Source organism: Brevundimonas sp. UYEF29, assembly GCF_040546195.1.
GTDB classification, from domain to species: domain Bacteria; phylum Pseudomonadota; class Alphaproteobacteria; order Caulobacterales; family Caulobacteraceae; genus Brevundimonas; species Brevundimonas huaxiensis.
The window spans coordinates 206,789-225,645 of sequence record NZ_JBEPNH010000005.1; the positions used below are offsets into that span (position 1 = coordinate 206,789).

17 protein-coding genes are annotated in these 18,857 nt (G+C 66.8%); 14 read left to right on the plus strand and 3 right to left on the minus strand.

What is annotated here, in order from left to right; genetic code table 11:
- Positions 1-58 precede the first annotated feature (58 nt).
- Genes ABIB58_RS10345 through ABIB58_RS10365 form a run of 5 tightly spaced genes read left to right on the plus strand, consistent with a single transcriptional unit; the run spans position 59 to position 7,792 of the window.
- Positions 59-1,525: a glucoamylase family protein gene (locus ABIB58_RS10345; RefSeq protein ID WP_354040728.1), complete on the plus strand. Its 1,467-nt coding sequence runs from the start codon at positions 59-61 to the stop codon at positions 1,523-1,525.
- On the plus strand, positions 1,522-2,805 hold the full coding sequence (locus ABIB58_RS10350; protein WP_197071013.1) for a sugar ABC transporter substrate-binding protein: 1,284 nt from the start codon (positions 1,522-1,524) through the stop codon (positions 2,803-2,805). Before ABIB58_RS10345 ends, ABIB58_RS10350 begins: the two co-directional genes overlap by 4 nt.
- The gene (locus tag ABIB58_RS10355; RefSeq protein WP_354040730.1) at positions 2,802-3,746 is read left to right on the plus strand and encodes a carbohydrate ABC transporter permease; all 945 of its coding nucleotides are present in this window, start codon (positions 2,802-2,804) and stop codon (positions 3,744-3,746) included. Before ABIB58_RS10350 ends, ABIB58_RS10355 begins: the two co-directional genes overlap by 4 nt.
- A complete protein-coding gene (locus tag ABIB58_RS10360; protein ID WP_161638864.1) occupies positions 3,743-4,558 on the plus strand; it encodes a carbohydrate ABC transporter permease in 816 nt (271 codons plus the stop codon). Before ABIB58_RS10355 ends, ABIB58_RS10360 begins: the two co-directional genes overlap by 4 nt.
- Before the next feature lie 18 nt (positions 4,559-4,576).
- Positions 4,577-7,792 (plus strand): discoidin domain-containing protein, encoded by a 3,216-nt coding sequence (locus ABIB58_RS10365; protein WP_354040733.1) that lies wholly within the window; start codon positions 4,577-4,579, stop codon positions 7,790-7,792.
- A gap of 24 nt (positions 7,793-7,816) precedes the next feature.
- Here ABIB58_RS10365 and ABIB58_RS10370 read toward each other — a convergent pair whose 3' ends face one another.
- A complete protein-coding gene (locus ABIB58_RS10370; protein WP_045810571.1) occupies positions 7,817-8,905 on the minus strand; it encodes an ABC transporter ATP-binding protein in 1,089 nt (362 codons plus the stop codon).
- A 172-nt stretch (positions 8,906-9,077) separates the two neighbouring features.
- Between ABIB58_RS10370 and ABIB58_RS10375 the strand changes: the two genes are divergently transcribed.
- The 5 genes from ABIB58_RS10375 (at position 9,078) to ABIB58_RS10395 (ending at position 15,301) form a co-directional block, all read left to right on the plus strand.
- Complete coding sequence (locus ABIB58_RS10375; protein ID WP_354040735.1) at positions 9,078-11,696, plus strand: TonB-dependent receptor domain-containing protein; 2,619 nt, start codon at positions 9,078-9,080, stop codon at positions 11,694-11,696.
- Positions 11,697-11,764: 68 nt separating this feature from the next.
- A complete protein-coding gene (locus tag ABIB58_RS10380) occupies positions 11,765-12,481 on the plus strand; it encodes a hypothetical protein (RefSeq protein ID WP_336980081.1) in 717 nt (238 codons plus the stop codon).
- Positions 12,482-12,853: 372 nt separating this feature from the next.
- Positions 12,854-13,792 (plus strand): winged helix-turn-helix domain-containing protein, encoded by a 939-nt coding sequence (locus tag ABIB58_RS10385; RefSeq protein ID WP_045810569.1) that lies wholly within the window; start codon positions 12,854-12,856, stop codon positions 13,790-13,792.
- A gap of 91 nt (positions 13,793-13,883) precedes the next feature.
- The gene (locus ABIB58_RS10390) at positions 13,884-14,891 is read left to right on the plus strand and encodes a sensor histidine kinase (RefSeq protein WP_052689517.1); all 1,008 of its coding nucleotides are present in this window, start codon (positions 13,884-13,886) and stop codon (positions 14,889-14,891) included.
- 62 nt (positions 14,892-14,953) lie between these two features.
- On the plus strand, positions 14,954-15,301 hold the full coding sequence (locus tag ABIB58_RS10395) for an ArsC family reductase (protein ID WP_045810568.1): 348 nt from the start codon (positions 14,954-14,956) through the stop codon (positions 15,299-15,301).
- On the opposite strand, the gene ABIB58_RS10400 is transcribed toward ABIB58_RS10395, so the two are convergent.
- Both ABIB58_RS10400 and ABIB58_RS10405 read right to left on the minus strand, forming a co-directional pair.
- Entirely contained in the window at positions 15,294-16,103 is an 810-nt protein-coding gene (locus tag ABIB58_RS10400; RefSeq protein ID WP_354040739.1) for an endonuclease/exonuclease/phosphatase family protein, read from the minus strand. The two genes, ABIB58_RS10395 and ABIB58_RS10400, sit on opposite strands and share 8 nt — an antisense overlap.
- Positions 16,104-16,110: 7 nt before the next feature.
- Positions 16,111-16,350, minus strand: a complete 240-nt coding sequence (locus ABIB58_RS10405; protein WP_017506104.1) for a DUF2188 domain-containing protein — start codon at positions 16,348-16,350, stop codon at positions 16,111-16,113.
- Between the two features lie 175 nt (positions 16,351-16,525).
- Between ABIB58_RS10405 and ABIB58_RS10410 the strand changes: the two genes are divergently transcribed.
- The 4 genes from ABIB58_RS10410 to panB all read left to right on the plus strand — a co-directional run bounded on the left by ABIB58_RS10410 (position 16,526) and on the right by panB (position 18,814).
- Positions 16,526-16,921, plus strand: coding sequence for a DUF6249 domain-containing protein (locus ABIB58_RS10410; RefSeq protein WP_354040741.1), 396 nt, complete (start codon positions 16,526-16,528; stop codon positions 16,919-16,921).
- 23 nt (positions 16,922-16,944) lie between these two features.
- Positions 16,945-17,502 carry an RNA polymerase sigma factor gene (locus ABIB58_RS10415; protein ID WP_161638875.1) on the plus strand — a complete coding sequence of 186 codons (558 nt, stop codon included), beginning with the start codon at positions 16,945-16,947 and terminating at the stop codon, positions 17,500-17,502.
- Entirely contained in the window at positions 17,492-17,908 is a 417-nt protein-coding gene (locus ABIB58_RS10420) for a hypothetical protein (RefSeq protein ID WP_354040744.1), read from the plus strand. Before ABIB58_RS10415 ends, ABIB58_RS10420 begins: the two co-directional genes overlap by 11 nt.
- A gap of 69 nt (positions 17,909-17,977) precedes the next feature.
- Entirely contained in the window at positions 17,978-18,814 is an 837-nt protein-coding gene (gene panB, locus ABIB58_RS10425) for a 3-methyl-2-oxobutanoate hydroxymethyltransferase (RefSeq protein ID WP_354040746.1), read from the plus strand.
- Positions 18,815-18,857 lie beyond the last annotated feature (43 nt).

Here is an 18,857-nt window from a genome sequence, read left to right on the forward strand (position 1 = left end):
CCTCGTGCTTGTTGCGAGGCGGCCTTTCTTTTTCGATTGAGACCCAGTGAGCGTGCCCATGAATCGTCGAAACTTCCTGATGCGGACCACCACAGGCGCGGCGGCTCTGGCCGTAGGATTTCCGGTGATGGCGGCGGCGCAGCAGGCGGCGGCGACGGGGGCGGTCAATGGGACGCAGAGACGGCCGATGCGGCTGGATCAGGAGATCGAGGAGCTTCAGGAGCGGACGTTCCGATGGTTCGAGAAGGTCACGGATCGCAGGACCGGCCTGACGCCGGATCGCTGGCCCACGCCGTCCTTCTGTTCGGTGGCGGCGGTCGGCTTCGCCCTGACCTGCTGGCCGGTGGGCGTCGAGCGCGGCTGGATGAGCCGGGCCGAGGCGCGCGAGCGGACCCTGACGACGCTGCGCTTCTTCCACGATTTGCCGCAGGGCCCGGAGGCCAGCGGCACGGCGGGGTACAAGGGCTTCTTCTACCACTTCCTGGATATGGAGACGGGGCTTCGTTACCGGACCAACGAACTGTCGACGGTCGATACGGCCCTGTTGATCGGCGGTATGCTGTTCGCCGCCCGCTACTTCGACGGCCGTCATGCCGACGAGGCAAAAATCCGTCAGAAGGCTCAAGCCATCTACGAGCGGATCGAATGGCCGTGGGCCGTTATCCGCGACAACCGCATCACCATGGGCTGGCACCCCGAGAGCGGCTTCATTCCCTCCGACTGGCACGTCTACAACGAGGGCATGCTGGTGTTGCTGCTGGCCATCGGCAGCCCCACCCATCCGGTGTCGGTCAATGTCTGGCACGAATGGGCGGCCAGCTATGACGAGAGCTGGACGGATCGCTGGGGCAGCTGGCACCTGAATTTCGCGCCCATCTTCGGGCACCAGTACAGCCATATGTTCATCGACTTCCGCGGCATTCAGGACGCCTGGATGCGTGGGCAGTCGGCCCAGCTGGGCGAATACCTCGACTATTTCGAAAACAGCCGCCGCGCCGTCTACGCCCAGCAGAAATACGCCCACGACAACCCGGGCGGCTGGGCGGGCTATTCGTCCGAGGTCTGGGGCCTGACCGCCTGCGACGGGCCGAGCGACTTCAAACAGGTCATCGACGGCAAGGAGCGCGAGTTCTTCAGCTATTCCGCGCGCGGGCCCGGCGACCGGGACGACGGCACCATCGCGCCGACGGCGGCGGCCAGCTCCATCGCCTTCGCGCCCGAAATCGTCGTGCCCTGCGTCAAGGCGATGAAGGCGCGCTACGGCGCGGGCGTCTATACCGAGTGGGGCTTCCTCGACAGCTTCAACCCGACCCTGACGGTGCGCGACGGGCCGCTGCAGCACGGCAAGATCGTGGACGGCGTGGGTTGGGTGGACGGCGACTATCTGGGCATCGACCAGGGGCCGATCGTCATCATGACCGAGAATCACAGGTCCGAGTTCGTCTGGCGCTATATGCGCGGCGAGCCCAATATCCGCCGCGCGCTCGACATCGCGGGCTTCACCGGCGGCTGGATGAACGGATGAGTTTGACGGCCCCCAGGCCCAATCTTGATAGACGCAGCGCTCTGGCCCTGATGGCGGGAGGGGCGGCTGCGGCCTGCACCCCACGCCGCGACGGCGAGACCGTGCTGCGCTTCTGGGCCATGGGTAATGAGGGCGGGACGGTGGGCCAGCTGATGCCCGAGTTCGAGCGCCGCAATCCGGGCGTCCGCGTCTCGGTCCAGCCCCTGCCGTGGACGGCGGCGCACGAGAAGCTGCTGACCGCCTACGCCGGGGCGTCGCTGCCCGACGTCAGCCAGATCGGCAATACCTGGGTGGCGGAGCTGACCGCCATCGGCGCCCTGTCGCCGACCCCGCCTGAGGCCGCGAACCTGCTGACCGACCAGTTTCCGGCGGTGCTGGAGACGAATGAGATCGCCGGCCGCGCCATGACCACGCCCTGGTATGTCGATACGCGGCTGCTGTTCTATCGCAAGGATCTGCTGGCGCGTGCCGGGTTCGATGCGCCGCCCGAGGACTGGGCCGAATGGAAGCGGGCCATGCATGCGATCAAGCGTGTGGCGGGCGACGGCAACTACGCCATCCTGCTGCCGTTGAACGAGTTCGAACAGCTTTTGACCTTCGGGCTTCAGATCGACGAGCCGCTGCTGAGGGATCGCGACACGCGCGGAAACTTCTCCAGCCCCGGCTTCATCGCGGCCCTGGCCTTCTATCGCAGCCTGTTCGACGAGCAGTTGGCGCCGCTGGCCTCGTCAACGCAGATCTCCAACGTCTGGACCGAGTTCGCCAGGGGCTATTTCAGCTTCTACTTCTCCGGGCCGTGGAGCGTCGGCGATTTCCGCAGCAAGCTGCCCGCGTCGTTCCAGCCGAACTGGGCCACGGCGGGCGTGCCGGGACCGAATGGCCTGGGCGCCTCGGCGCCGGGCGGGTCCAGCCTGGCGGTCTTCAAATCCTCCCCGCATCAGGAGGCGGCCTGGGCCCTGGTCCGCTATCTGTCCGAGCCGGCTGTGCAGGCCCGGTTCAACACCATCGTCGGCGACCTGCCCGCGCGCCAGAGCGCCTGGGACATCGCGGGCGTGGAGCGCGACCCGATGTTGGCGCCGTTCCGGGGGCAACTGGCGCGGGCCAAGGCCGTGCCCAAGGTGCCGGAATGGGAGCGGATCGTGACCGAGATGCAGATCGTCGCCGAACGGATGGTGCGCGGCGAATACACGCCAGAGGCCGCCGCCGCCGAGATCGACCGCCGCGCCGACCGGCTGCTGGAGAAGCGTCGCTGGATGATGGAACAGGGCAGGGCCGTATGACCGTCGCCGATCCCATTCTGGCCAAGGCTGGGGCGAAGGTCAGGCCGTCGCGCGGACGCGGCGCCCGCGAAAGGGCGGCCTGGACCTTCGTCGCCCCGGCCCTGATCGCCATCGGTCTGTTTTTCGCCATTCCGGTGATCGCGGCCCTGCTGCTCAGCCTGACCGACTTCGACATCTACGCCCTGGCCAACCTGGACAATCTGCGTTTCGTCGGCCTGCAGAACTATGAGCGGTTGCTGACCAATCCGCTGTTCTGGGGCGCGATGAAGAACACCCTGACCTTCGCGGTGCTGGGGGTGCCCCTGTCCATCGCCGCGTCCTTGGCGGCGGCGGTGATCCTGAACGCGCGGGTGGTGAAGTGGCGGCCGATCTGGCGGGTGATGTTTTTCGCCCCCTATGTCACGACCCTGGTCGCGACGGCGGTGGTATGGCGCTATCTGCTGCACACCCGTTACGGCGTCATCAACTGGGGGCTGGAAAGCATCGGCCTGCCCGCCGTGGATTGGCTGGGCGATCCGTCGACCTCGATCCCGGCGATCCTGATGTTCGTGGTCTGGAAGATCTTTGGCTACAATATGCTGATCTTCCTGGCGGTGCTTCAGACCGTGCCGGACGACCTTTATGAGGCCGCGCGCATCGATGGCGCCGGCCCGTGGAAGCAGTTCCGTCATGTGACCCTGCCGGCCATCGCGCCGACCATGCTGCTGGTTTCGATCATCTCGGTCGCCAGCTTCTTCCAGCTGTTCGCCGAACCCTATGTGATGACCCAAGGCGGACCGGCCCAGAGCACGGTGACGGTGCTCTACTTCATGTACGAAGAGGGCTTCAAATGGTGGAATCTGGGGTCCGCCAGCGCCGTCGCCTTCGTCCTGTTCCTGTGCATCCTGGCGATCACCCTGGTCCAGTTGGCGGTCGCCAAGCGGGTGGGGGCGTATCAATGAAAATCCGCGCCATCCTGCTTAATCTCGCCGTCGCCGTCATCGCCCTGGTCGTGTTGTTCCCGCTGGTCTGGATGGTGTCGGTCAGCTTCATGGCGACGGGGGAGGCGGCCGTCTTTCCGCCGCCGCTGCTGCCCTCGCACTGGACGCTGGAGCACTACCGCGACCTCTTTCTGAACCAGGGAATGGGGCGGTATCTGTGGAACAGTTTCGCTCTGGCGACCCTAGCGACGATCCTGGCGCTGGGGTTCACAGTTCCGGCCGGCTACGCCTTCGCCAAGCTGAAGTTCGCCGGGCGCGAGCGGCTGTTCCAGTTCCTGGTCGCCGCCCTGGTGGTGCCAGCCCAGATCGGCACTCTGCCACTGTTTCTGATGCTCAAATCGATGGGCCTGGTGAACACCTACGCCGGGGCGCTGGTGCCGTGGCTGGCGTCCATCTTCGGCCTGTTCCTGGTTCGCCAATATGCGCTGAGCATTCCCGACGAGATGCTGGAGGCCGCGCGGATCGACGGGGCCAGCGAAGGGCAGATCTTCCGCCGCGTGGTCCTGCCGACCTTGCAGCCGATCATCGTGACCCTGGGCCTGTTCGTCTTCCTGGGCAGCTGGAACGATTTCCTGTGGCCCCTCATCATTCTGACGGACCAGTCGAACTACACCCTGCCGGTCGCCCTGGCGGCCCTGTCGCGTGAGCATGTGCAGGACATCGAACTGATGATGGCCGGCGCCGTCGTCACGGTCGCGCCCGTGCTGATCCTCTTCCTCGCCCTGCAACGCTACTACATCCGCGGCATGCTCGCGGGCAGCGTGAAGGGCTGACCAGAACTGCGAGTTCCAATGCGTAATCTCCTGCTGGCCGCCGCCTCGGTCCTGACCCTCGCCCTGGCCGCGCCTGCCGTCGCGCAGGAGACGCGCGTTCTCGACAGCATGGACGATGCGACGCGGTGGGAGGCCACGGCCTCGACCGACGTTCACGCCGCCGTCTCCGCCGTCGCGGGGCATGACGGGCGGGCGGTGCGGCTCGACTACGATTTCGACGGCAAGGCGGGCTATGCGGTGCTCAGCAGGCCGCTGCCGTTCGACCTGCCCGAGAATTACGAGATCAGTTTCTGGGTGCGGGGCGCCGGGCCGACCAACACCTTCGAGGTCAAGCTGACCGACGCCTCGGCGGACAATGTCTGGTGGAAGCAGACGGCGCGCTACGAATTCCCAGACGGCTGGACCAAGTTCGTCATCAAACGTCGTCAGGTCTCGAAAGCCTGGGGGCCAAGCCCCGAAACCATCCTGCGCCGCGCGGAGCGGGTCGAGTTCGTCGTGGTCGCGGCCGAGGGCGGCAAGGGCTCGGTCGAGATCGACCAACTGACCCTGCGCGCCCTGCCGGTCGATCCGCCGGTTCCGCCCCAGCCGATCGCCAGCGATGGACGCACGGCGTCGACCGCCGCCAACGCCGTCGATCTCGGCCCGAAGACAGCCTGGACCCCGCCGGTGGGCGAGGCTTCGGTCCTGACATTGGACCTGGGCTACGAACGCGAGTTCGGCGGGCTGACCCTGCGCTGGGGCGAGCGGGGCGCGGCGAGCGACTATCGCGTTTCCGCGTCGATGGACGGGCGCGACTGGCAGCCGCTGACGACGGTTACGGGCAGCAACGGCGGCGTCGACTGGCTGAGGACGCCTGAGGCGACGGCGCGCTGGCTGAGGCTGGAACCGCTGAAACCCGTTCGCGCCTCCGATGTGGTCGGCTCGTCCGGCGCGGGCCAGCGGCTGGGCGCGGGTCAGGCCACGACCTATGCGCTGAACGAGATCGAGGTCGAACCGCTGGCCTTCGGCGCGGACCCCACGGTGTTTCTGGAAGCCGTGGCCAAGGAAAACCGGCGCGGCGTCTATCCGCGCGGCTTCTCCGGCGAGCAATCCTACTGGACCCTGGTCGGTGTCGATGGTGGCGGCGAGAGCGGCCTGATCGGCGAGGACGGCGCCATCGAACTACGCCGCACGGGGCCCAGTATGGAACCCTTCGTCGTCGATAACGGGCGGCTGATCACCTGGGCCGACGTCAATATCGAACAGGGGCTGAAGGACGGCGACCTGCCGATCCCGTCGGTGACCTGGACCGCCGACGACTGGACGCTGAAGATCACCAGTTTCGCCGACGGGCCGCCCGATCAGGCGCAACTGTGGGGCCGCTACGACCTGACCAATACCTCCAGCCGGCCGCGCACCGTGACGCTGGCCCTGGCGGCGCGCCCGATGCAGGTGAATGCGCCGCGTCAGTTCCTGGCCATTCCCGGCGGCGTCAGCCCGGTGGAGACGATCGCCTGGGACGGCGCCGAACTGAAGCTGAACGACACGGTGCGGGTGCAGCCGCTGGCGGCCCCGGATCAGGTCGCGCTGGCGACCTTCGACGCCGGCAGCGATCCGCAGTCCCTGATCCTCCCGTCTGCCCGGCGACCGGCCGCCGAGGTCATGACGACGACCGACGCCACAGGTCTGGGCGCCGGCGCCCTGACCTACGAGGTGATGCTGCAGCCCGGCGAGACCCGCACGGTCGGCTGGGTGTCGCAACTGTCCGGCGACGCTCTGGCGCCCGAGCCCGTGGGACAGGCGGCGGCTGTGCTGGACGCGGTCGAGACCCGGTTAGCGGCTGAATGGCGCGCGAAACTGGATCGGGTGGACCTGACCCTGCCGCCCGCCGCCCAGCGGATCGAGGACGCGCTGAAATCGTCGCTGGCCCATATGCTGATGTCGCGTCAGGGGCCGATCCTGCAACCCGGCACCCGCAGCTACAACCGCTCCTGGATTCGCGATGGGGCCATGATGGCCGAGGGTTTGAACCGGCTGGGCATGGCGGAGCATTCGGCCGACTATCTGCGCTGGTACGCCCCCTATGTGTTCGAGAACGGCAAGGTGCCGTGCTGCGTCGATGCGCGCGGCGCCGATCCGGTGCCTGAGAACGACAGCCACGGCGAGTTCGTCTTCCTGGCCGCCGAAACCTATCGCTACACCAGGGACGAGGCCCTGCTGCGCCGGGTCTGGCCGCAGGTGCAAAAGGCCATCGCCTATATGGACGAACTGCGCGCCTCGACCCGCACGGCGGCCTTCCAGGCGCCGGACCAGCGGCATCTGTACGGCCTGCTGCCGCCGACGATCAGCCACGAGGGCTATTCGGACAAGGCGGCCTATTCCTACTGGGACGATTTCTGGGGGCTGCTGGGCTACAAGGACGCGGTCTTCATCGCCGAAACCCTGGGCGATGCGCAGGCTGCGGCTCGCTATACGGCGGCGCGGGATCAGTTCGCCGCCGACATCCGCGCGTCGATTACAGCGACGGCGGTCCATCATGGCATCGACTGGATCGCGGGCGCTGCGGACCGGGGCGATTTCGACGCCACCTCGACCACAATCGCCCTGTCGCCGGTGGGCGAACAAGAAAACCTGCCGCCCGAGCTTCTGGTGCGAACCTTCGATCGCTACTGGGAAAACTTCCAGAACCGTCTGACCAACCGCCAGGCGTGGAAGGACTACACCCCCTACGAATGGCGGCTGGTCGGCGCCTATGTGCGGCTGGGTCAGAAGGACCGGGCGCTGGATGTGCTGGACTTCCTGATGGCCGACCGTCGGCCCGAGGCCTGGAACGGCTGGGCCGAGGTGGTGGGCCGCGAAAAACGCGAGCCGCGCTTCATCGGCGACATGCCGCACGCCTGGATCAGCTCCGACTATATCCGTTCGGCGCTCGATCTGTTCGCCTATGAGCGGGACAGCGATCACGCTCTGGTGCTGGCGGCGGGCGTGCCGGAGGTGTGGCTGGACACGAAGGAGGGTGTCGGCCTGCGGGATCTGCGCACCGCCTATGGGCCGCTGACCTACGCCTATCGCAAGGAAGGCCAGGGCTACGTCCTCACCTTGGACGACGGCGCGACGCCGCCGGCCGGATTCGTGCTTCAGTGGGCGGCGGGGCAGGGGCGGCCGGAGCGCGTTCGGATCGACGGCCGCTCAGCGACGTGGTCGGGCGACGAACTGGTCATTCCGGCAGGGGCGCGGCGGGTTGTTCTGAACTGAGCCTTCTCTCTTGAAACGGAGGGGTTAGAGCCGCTTGAAGGCTTTCCCGTCCGCGTCGAACAGGTGCGCCTGTTTTGCGGGCACGTGCAGCGTCAGTCGCTCGCCCGCCTTGGCCCGCAGTTCGCCCGCCAGCTGAACCGTCAGCGTGTCTGGCGTCGCCGGATGCTTCAGGTGCGCCATGGTCGTGGCGCCCAGAGTCTCGACGAACATGACCTCGGCGCTCAGGGCGTCGCCGTCGTCGCTGAGGATCAGATGCTCGGGACGGACGCCCAGCGTCACGGTATCGCCGAGCTTGGCCGAGGCGGCGTCCACGGCGATGCTGATCGGCTCGCCGGCCGTCGTCTCCACCGTCGCGCCGGTTGTCGAGGCCTCGACGATCTCGGCAGTCAGCAGGTTCATCTTGGGACTGCCGATGAAGCCAGCGACGAACAGGTTGGCGGGGTGTTCGTAAAGCTCCATCGGCGCGCCGACCTGTTCGATCCGACCGGCGTTCAGCACCACGATCCGGTCGGCCAGGGTCATGGCCTCGACCTGGTCGTGGGTGACGTAGATCATGGTGGTCTTCAGCTCGGCATGCAGCCGCGCGAACTCATAGCGCATCCGTACGCGCAGGGCGGCGTCCAGGTTGGACAGGGGCTCGTCGAACAGGAAGACCTCGGGTTCGCGCACGATGGCGCGGCCGATAGCGACCCGCTGGCGTTGGCCACCCGACATCGCCTTGGGCTTGCGATCCAGATAGTCGGTGATGCTGAGCGCCTCGGCGGCGGCGCGCACGCGGCGGTCGATCTCGCCCTTGTCCGTCTTGGCCAGCTTCAGGCCGAAGGCCATGTTCTCATAGGCGGTCATGTGCGGATAGAGCGCATAGGACTGGAACACCATAGCGATGCCCCGGTCCGACGGCGACAGGTCGTTGACCAAGCGGTCCCCGATCAGAACCTGGCCCGTGGTCGCCTCTTCCAGCCCCGCGATGGTGCGCAGCAGGGTGGACTTGCCGCAGCCCGACGGGCCGACGAAGACGACGAATTCGCCGTCGGCGATCTCCAGATCGACGCCCTTCAGCACCTCGACGGCGCCGAACGCCTTCTTCACGTCGACCAGACGGACATTCGCCATGCTTCCTGCTTTCCTGACCCGTTTTGTTTTGCCGCAGCGTAACCGGTTACATCGCAGGATCAATGGCGCACGATGTCTCGCCGACGATTGAAATTGCAAAACTGCAAAATTGGGCTTTCGCAAAAACGAAGCGCTGGATAGAAGTCCGCTGCCAATGGCGGGGAGTATCCGAATGACAAAGCGCAACTTCTTGATGACGACAGCCTCGATCGCCTGGTTGGCGACGGCTGCGGCCGCCCAGGCCCAGGAGGCGTCGCGCGTGGACGATGTGGTCGTCACCGGCTCCCGGATCGCGGGCGGTGAGCGGATCGCCCCGGTAGAGACTGTAGCCCGCGAAACGATCGCCGCCGCCGGCGTCGCCGATGCCTCTCAGCTGATCCGGCTGGTCACGGCGAACTCGGGCTCCGAGGCCCAGGTCGATCAGCTGAACCAGCCGCAGAGTTCGGGCACGGCCCAGTTCAACCTGCGCAATCTCGGCCTCGGCTCGACCCTGGTCCTGGTGGACGGCCAGCGCTGGACCAACAGCGCCGTGGTGGCGACGGACGGCTCGGGCTTCGTCGACATCAACTCCCTGGTGCCGATGATCGCGCTTCAGCGGGTCGAAGTGGTCAAGGACGGCGCCTCGGCGGTCTATGGCTCGGACGCGGTGGCGGGCGTGGTCAACTTCATCACCCGGCGGGGCGTGGACCGCCCCGAGATCAGCGCCAAATACGCCGTCGCCGACGGGTCGGAAGAGAGCGTGATCGAGGCGCTCGGCGGGTTCGGCCTGCTGGGCGGCGACCTGACGCTGGCGGCTTCGCATTTCCATCGCTCGGCCCTGGGTTCCGACGAGCGGGACTTCACCCAGGCCGAACGCTATGGCCGCGCGGCCTGGACGGCCGTGACCAGCTATGGCCAGCCGGGCTCCTATTTCCGACCTAGCCGCAACGGTTTTTCGCCCGATCCGGCGTGCGGCAATACGGCGTTCGGCAGCGCCTATCTGAACACGCCGACCGACAGCTTCTGTCGGCTGGACTATTCCGACTTCTTCGACCTGGCCCCGGAGGAGACCCGCACGCAGCTGTTCGCGGACTACCGGCGGCCTGTGGGCGACATGACCCTGTCGCTGCAAGGGGCGTGGTCGGCGACGAACACCATCGCGCGCCAGTCGCCGTCGCTGCCGATCCTGGCGCGGTCGCTGACGGTCCCGGCGAGTCATCCCGACAATCCGTTCGGCGAGGCGGTGCTGTTCCGGGGGCGGCTGCTGGGGGCGGAGGCCGGCGCGTCGCAAGCGGAGTTCGACTATCGCACCTGGCGTCTGGCGGCCGGGCTGGATGGGCGCTTCGGCAATGGCTGGACCTGGAACCTGTCCGCGACCAGCAGCCGCCAGCACGTCGCCTATGACAAGCCCGACACCATCGGCAGCGCCTTGCAGAATGCGCTGAACGGCCTGGCCGGAGCGGGCTGCAATCCCGCGACGGGGACGCCCGGCGTCGGGGGTTGCCAGTATTTCAACCCGTTCGGCAGCGCCTATCTGGGGACCGGAACGGCGAACAGCGCCGCCCTGATCGACAGCCTTATCGGCTCGACCGGCCTGCGGGGCGCGGCGACCCTGACGACGGCGGACGCCTCCACCAGCGGCGAGGCCCTGGCCTGGGCCGGCGGATCGATCGATGTCGCCGTCGGCGCCCAATATCGCCGCAGCGGCTTCCGTCACGACTGGAGCGATCTGGTGAACCGGGGCGATCTGCTGACGGCGGGCGTGTCGCCGGATTTCGACGGCGATCAGGAAGCTCTGGCCGCGTTCGCCGAAGCCCGCCTCCATCTGGGCGACCGGATCGAGGCGCAGTTGGCCGGGCGCTACGAATCCTACGACGGCAACGAGGGCCGGTTCAGCCCCAAGGCCGCGATCCGGTGGGACGTCACCGATGCCCTGGCCCTGCGTGCGTCGTGGGGGCAGGGGTTCCGGGCGCCGTCGGTCTATGCCCAGTCGGGGGCGCAGGCGTCGCAGCCGTCGGTCTTCGACCGGGGGGCGTTCGTCTTCGTCAACACCCTGACCTCGGGCCGAGCCGACCTGAAGCCCGAGAAGTCCGAGAGCCTGAACCTGGGCGCAGTCTGGACGCCGATCGACGGGCTGGAACTGGGCGTGGACGCCTGGCGGTTCGACTATGCCGATCAGGTGGTCAAGGAGTCGGCCCAGGCCATCATCAACCAGGCGGCGGCCGATACGGCGGCGGGGCGGACCGGCACGGAGGCGCAGAGCCGCATTACCCGCTCGGCCAGCGGCGCCCTGACCTTCGTCCAGCTTTATTTCATCAACGCCTCGTCCATCGAGACCCAAGGGATCGACCTGTCGGCCCGCTATCGGCGCGGCCTGTGGGGCGGGGAGGCGACGGCCTCGGCGACGTGGACCTATGTGGACGCCTATGACATCCGGCTGGACGCGTCGGCCGCCAAGGTGTCGGGCGTCGGTTCGACCAACCTGAACAACATCGGCCGGTCCCTGCCACGCAATCGCGGGGAGTTCGCCCTGGGCTGGAGCGGCGGGGCGAACGCGTTGACGGCGCTGGTCCACTATACCGACGGCTACGCCAATGACCGCAGCGGCATCACCGACGCCAGCATCGCCAGCCAGACTACCGTAGATCTGCTCTACAGCCGCACGATCGGCGCTGACCTGGATCTGTCGGTCGGGGTGGTCAATGTCGCGGACAAGGCGCCGCCGCTGGCGCAGTTCGCCCTGGGCTATGACCCGGTTGTGGCCGATCCGCGCGGGCGGGTGGTCAGCATCGGCCTGAGCAAACGGTTCTGACCAAGCGGTTCTGATCGGCGGTTGCGCGGTCAACCGGGCGGTGTATGCATCCCCCGGGGGAGAATCCGATGACCGACGGCGAGACGACGCGCAAGCAGGCGTTCAAGGACCTGTCCGAGGACGCGCTGGGCTTTGGCGGCGCCGAGGTGCGGACGGCGCGCGACCTGCTGGTGCGGCCCCGACTGGTGCTGCAGGCCTGGATGATCGAGGGGCCGACAGGGGGCGGGCGTTACGCAAAGCCGTTGAAGCTGTATCTGGCGCTGAACGCGATCCTGATGCTGATCGTCTTCCTGCGCGGGGGCTTGAGCTTATACCTGGAAGGCATGCCGGCCGAAGTGCTGAACCCCCTGCTTCAGGAAGCGGGCAAGTCGCGCGACGCCTTCATGTCGGATGCCGACGGCTGGATGTCGCTGGTCGCCGTGCCGATCATGGCGCCGCTCTACGCCCTGGCGGCCATGCCGCTGTTTCGCCTGTGGGACGCCGAGGACCTGGGCCTGAGATGCGGGTTCCGCGCGGCCTTCGCCTATCTGAACGCCTGGACCGTGCCGTTGCTGCCGCTGGCCTGGTTCATGTTCAGCCCCGGCCCGCTGGCCGCGGCGTGCAGCCTTTTGATGCTGGCGCTGGGCATCGTGGCCTTCATGCGGATGGGGAGGGGACGGTGGTATCGGGGCGTGGTCCCCGGCCTGGCCAAGGGCCTGATCGTGATGATCGCCATCGGGCTGTCCAGCGTCGTTGCGACCTTCATCGTGATGGTCATCGGCGTGTTCGCCGGGTTCGCGGCCTAGACGGTCGCCTGACAAAAACACCGTCTAATTCGTCTAATTCGTCTGAACTCAGCGACAGAGCGAAATTGCACAGCGCGGAAAAAGGGCGTGCAAAATGCAAGACGGTGCAATTGCTGAGCGCTGCTGTTTTCAAAGACCCGTCGACATCATAATCCCGTTCGGGGATACGTACGGTCGATTGATGAAGGCCGTCTCTAAACGCCCGATACTAAAGCGGATTTGTCGGCGAACAATGACGGCAAGGGGGGCGCCGCAGAGCGTGGATCGATCGTCGCTCCGCCTCTGTCCCGAAACCTCATTTTCGGTAGTTGTCTTGTCGACAGGGGCGCGAGCGAGGACGACAGTGTTCGCTGAAGCCTCTGATGGTCTGCAATGTCTCTGCGTTTACAAGCCGCTCAGGTCGCTTGGCTGAATACGAAGCTGACGCTCGATTTCATCGCCGCATCCCGCACCTGGATCGACGAGGATTTGATATCCGCCCTGCTGACTGCGGGCGTCGTGGATGCGAACGTCAGAGGCGCCGATGACGAAGGTGCGGCACGCAACCCTTCCATCGGAGCCGGCATTTTGCCGAACGCCCTGCGGCGGCCTGTGAATGCGATCAGCATCGCCATGTCCCTGGGCGTGCCGCGCGAGAGCGCGCGCACAAAACTGGCGGGCCTGGTGGAGCGGGGGATCTTGGTCCGGACCGACGGCGGCTTCGTCTTGCGCGCCGAGGTGTCGCAGTCGAAACCGTTCAAGTCTGCGATGGAAGCCTTTCTGCTGGCCACGGTGGAGTTCGTCGATGGGCTGGCGATGCTGAATGCATGCGGCGCCCGCGACGGCGACAGGGTCGTCACGCCAGCCTGGCCAGTCGCCGGCCTGGCGACGCGGCTGATGACGGCCCACGTCCTGAAAGGCATCCAGCACGCCTGGTCGCTGAAGCCCGAAATCAGCATGACGACGCACTACGTCCTGCTCTGGCTGTCGCATCTCACCGGAAGCGCCTTGCGGGTCGTTCAGGACGAGCCGGACGCCGGCCGTCTCGGCCCCCTGAACCCGCCGTTCGGGCCGGTGAGCGTGATCGAGGTCGCCAAGGCCGCCAGAATGGACGACGAAACGGTCCGCCGGCACCTGGGTCAGCTTGAAAAGGCAGGCCTGGTGATCCGGGTCGCGGGCAAGAGAGACATCAATCTGCCGGATCAGACCCTGGTCGCGAACTGGCTCGATTTCCAAAGCCGGACGATCCTCGGCACGCAGCAACTGGTGCGCAAACTCTATGTCGCGGGCGTGATCGTCGATCAGCCAAGCGAAACCATCCGATTATTCTGAACGACGATGATGAGGTTCGCATCCCAGATCGATGCTGGAGCTGCATTCGTCGGTTGCTCGTCGAATGCCGTCGTCAATAGGGGGCGCGCCGATGCCGGCCCTTATTGACGCGTTCGATTGGGCGACGACGCCCCTGGGGCCAAGGCGCGATTGGTCGCCCGCGCTGAGCATTACCTATGACATGATGATGGGAATGGGTTTTGCGGCCAGCGTCATGTGGGGCCCGGAGCGCACCCTGCTCTACAACGGCGCCTATATGCCGCTGCTCGGACAAAAGCATCCGAACGCCCTGGGCCGTCCGCTGGATCAGGTCTGGCATGAGGTGTGGGACGATCTGCGCCCTCTGACGGAGCGCGCGCTGGCAGGCGAAACCGTTTTTCTGGAAGACCTGCCGCTGACGATGGTTCGAAACGGCTATGCGGAAGACACCAGCTGGACACTGTCCTACAGCCCCGTGCGGGACGGCGACGCGATCGTCGGCATTCTCAATATCGCCATCGAAACGACCGAGCGGGTGCGGGGCGAGCAACACCGGCAGATGCTGGTCGACGAATGCGGTCACCGGGTGAAGAACACCCTCGCCCTGGTTCAAGCGGTCGCCCGCAGCACCCTGTCGGGCGTCGATCGTGACGTGCTGGAGCGTTTCGACGAGCGACTGAACGCCATCGCCCGGACCCAGCAGACGCTGGACGAAAAGGCGTGGAATGGCGGCGACCTCGGTGAGATCGTTCGCGACGCGGTCGGTAATCTGGTGCGCAGGCCGGTCTCGATCTCGGGGCCGTCGGTGCAGCTGTCGCCGCGTGTGGCGCAAACGGTCGCCTTGATCATCCACGAACTGACGACGAACGCGTTCAAGCATGGCGCCCTCGCCAAGCCCGGCGGCCGCGTCTCGGTCGATTGGCGGCTGGATGAGGGTGAACTTGTCCTGACGTGGATCGAAGGCGGGGGCGCGCCGGCCCATCCGCCGCTCAAGACCGGCTTTGGCGTCAAACTACTCGCGAGAGGCCTGCTGGGGGGCGGCGGCGCGGATCTTCGCTATGGCGTAGAGGGGTTCTCGGCGACGTTCACAGCGCCGGCGTCGCGTCTGACCGACAGTTGACGATGCCTTGCGAGGGGGCGAAAGCGGCTGCATCCGCTTGATCCCCGACCTTCGAGAGACCCATGACCTACACCCTATATGGCATTCCCAACTGCGACACGGTGAAGAAGGCCCGGGTCTGGCTGGAGCAGCAGGGGGTCGATTACGTCTTCCACGACTACAAGAAGGCCGGGGTGGATGCGGGGCGGCTGGGCCAGTGGGTCGACGAGCACGGTTGGGAGACGGTGCTGAACCGGGCCGGGACGACGTTCAAGAAGCTGCCGGACGCCGACAAGGCGGACATCGACAAGTCGAAGGCGATCGCGCTGATGACGGCCCAGCCGTCGATGATCAAACGGCCGGTGCTGGATCTGGGGGATCGGCGTCTGGTTGGGTTCAAGCCCGAGACCTACGCCTCGGCGTTTACCTGAGCCGGACGGTCGCGACGACGCCGAAGTGGTCAGACGGGTATTCGCCGTTGGTCGGCGTGTCGCCGAAGCGACAGGCGTCGCCGGGCGTGAAGGCGGCCTGTTCGACGAAGATGTGGTCGATGACGCGCTCGGGATGACCCTTGGCCGGGTTTAAGGTGGTCGTGACCGCGCCGCGGGGCAGGGCGCTGAAGAAGCGGGGACCCGTCAGGGTCGCCAGGCCGGAATCCTCCTGCGTCGCATTGAAGTCGCCCATGACGATCAGGGGCGTGTCGTCCTGCGGCAGCCAGCCGAGCAGCGACGCGATCTGGCGAGCGCGGACCGGGCCGGCGTCCTGCTGCCACGCCAGATGGGTGACGACGACATCGACCGGGCGACCCTGGACGGCGACGCGAAGCCGAAGCGCGGTGCGGAAATCGTCGAGCGGCTCGAGCTTGGTCGAGGCTTCGGCCAGAACAGGCAGGCGGGTCAGCAGGGCGTTGCCATAGCGACGCGGGGCGCCCTCCGCGTCGGTCGAGACGAAGGCGACATGATAGCCGCCCAGTTCGCGCGCCAGCATCCGGGCCTGGTTCTCAAGCCCGACATTGGCGTCCTCCAGCACCTCCTGAAGGGCGATGACGTCGGCGTCCTGAGCCTTCAGGGCGGCGACTAGCAGCGGGCGGCGGGCGGCCCAGTCGCCCATGTTGTGCCAGATGTTGAAGGTGACGAGCTTCAGTTCGGCGGGCGTAGTGGGCTTTGGCGCCGTGGCGCAGCCTGCCAGCGGCGCCAGCGCGGCGGCGGCCAGCAGGGTGCGACGGGGGATCATCTCGGCCTCAGCCCTCGACGTCCGTCGAGGGGCGGTCATGGCCGTCGGCGCTTTCGGTGACCCATTCGCCGGCGGCGGTCTCGTATTCGATCGCGGCGGTCTGGTCCGGCACGCGCTGCTCGCGTGCGGCGCGCACGGCGGCGGCCTTGGCGTCGTCGTGGCTGGCGAAGGTTTCGGAATAGGTGTCGCCGGACTTGTAGGCCCAGCCGCCGTCATGTTCGACGATGCGATAGGTGACATGGGCCATGGGACGCGCTCCTGAGATTGATGAACCCGAACCCTAGACCGAACCGGCGGCGGCCGAAACGGCGACCTTACGAAGATTTCACGTAACGCCGCGCATCCGTTGAGGCGTCGGCCAGCCTCTTGTGATCAGAAGGCCGCCGCATCAGGCTGCTGCAACGGTTAAAGGGATACCCAAAATGGAAGGCATTGTTCCGATCTTCGCGATGTTCGCCGTCTTCGGTTCGATCACCGCCATCGTCTTCGGCCCGCAGGTGCTGAAGTATCGCGAAAAGCGCGACATGCAGGAAACTATCCGCCATGCGGTGGACAAGGGCCAGCAACTGCCGCCCGAACTGATCGACGTCATGACCAAGGATGTGCAGAAGAGCCTGCCGTCGCGCACCAAGGACATCCGGCGCGGCGTCATCTGGCTGGCGTCCGGCATCGGCATCGCCGCCTTCTCGGTCGTCAGCGAACTGGGCGGGAACTTCAACGGCAACCTGGACAGCGGCCTGCTGGGCATCTCGTGCATTCCCGTCACGATCGGCCTGGCCTTCATCGTCCTGAGCTTCTTCAACAAGGGCGCGGACTGACCACGGCGGGCGGGGAAGCTCTGATGAGCAAGTCTCTACGCGACTTCCACGATGTGGAGCTGGCCGCCCAGGCGGCGGCCGGCGGTCGGCGGGAGTATGGCGAACTGGTGCGTCGGCACGGGTCGGCGGTGCGGGGGCTGCTGCGCCGGATGGGGGCGACGCCGTCCCTGTCCGACGACGTGGCGCAGGACGCCTTTCTGCAAGGGTTCCAGCGGTGCGCGGAGTTTCGCGGGCAGGGAACGTTTGCGGGCTGGATCAAGAAGATCGCGGCGCGGCTCTATCTGAAGCGGGTGGCCAAGGAGGCGCGCTACGTCGCGGAGATCGAGGCCGATCAGGCGGATGTGGCCGTCGACCACGGGGGTCTGATGGACCTGGACGAGGCGTTGAAGACGCTCAGCGAGACCGAGCGTGTCTGCGTCTCCCTGTGCCACGGCGCGGGGATGTCGCATCCGGAAATCGCGGCAGCCATGAATTTGCCGCTTGGCACGGTGAAATCGCATGTCAAACGTGGTCTGGATAAACTCCGTGCGCGGCTGCAACCGGCGCACGGCTCAGGCGGGAGGTCGGTCCATGTCGGCTGACGAATTCGATCCGATGATCGAAAGGCTGTTCGCCCAGGCGCCGAGCCTGCCGGACGAGGCCCTGTTCCTGGCGACGGTCAAGGCGCGCATGGAGACGCGGTCGCGCTGGCGCGCTCTGACCCTGACGGCGGCCGGACTGATCGGCGGGGTGCTGGCGGTGCGCGAGGGGGTGAACATCAACTTCACCGCCGACGGCGATACGACCTTGGCGCAAGGCCTCAGGGCGGCGGCCGCCACGGCGCAGGGCGCAGCGCAATCGGGTCTGGACGGATTGGGCCTTCAAGGTCTGGGCGTCGGGGCGCTGGATGTGATGAACGGCTCGGGCATGATGGCCTTCTGGATCGTCGCCGGCGCCCTGGTCGCCCTGATGGCGGCGGGCGTGGCGAAGTTGTCGCAGGACGTGTGAGCGCGGCTGCAAGGGTGACACCGGCGGGGCAGGGGCCTATCTGACCCCTTCACGTCAGGAGGCCCGGCGATGTCCGTCCATACCCAAGAGAGCGTCAAACGCATCACCGTGCCCGATATCGCGGGGCGCAAGGGCGGCGAGCCGATCGTCTGCCTGACGGCCTATGACGCGCCGATGGCGGCCCTGCTGGACCCGCACTGCGACGTGCTGCTGGTTGGCGACAGCCTGGGGATGGCGGTTCACGGCCTGCCCAATACCGTCGGCGTGACGCTGGAGATGATGATCCTGCACGGGCAGGCCGTCATGCGCGGCGCCAAACGCGCCATGGTGGTCGTGGATATGCCGTTCGGCTCCTACGAGGGCGGCAAGGAGGTCGCCTACGCCAACTGCGTGCGGGTGATGAAGGAGACGGGCGCCCAGGCGGTGAAGCTGGAAACCAGCATCGAAATGGCCGAGATCGTCGCCTTCCTGGTCAAGCGCGGCATTCCGGTCATGGGCCATGTCGGCCTGCGACCCCAGGCGATCCTGGCCGAGGGCGGGTTCAAGGCCAAGGGGCGGACCGACAGCGAGCGCGACCGGGTGCTGGCCGAGGCCAAGGCCGTCGCCGAGGCCGGCGCCTTCTGCATCGTCATCGAGGGCGTCGCCGAATCGCTGGCGCGCGAGATCACCGAGACGATCGACGCGCCCACCATCGGCATCGGCGCCTCGGCCGCCTGCGACGGCCAGGTGCTGGTGGTCAACGACATGCTCGGCATGTTCGACTGGACCCCGAGGTTTGTGCGCAAATACGCCGATCTGCGCACCGAGATCGACCGCGCGGCCGCCGCTTTCGCCAGCGATGTGAAAACCCGCCGTTTTCCTGCCGAAGTCGAGACCTACTTCTCGAAAAAGCCGGCTTCGCAGTAACGGACGACGTTGCGGGCGGGGAGCCGACCTTCTAGGGTCCGCG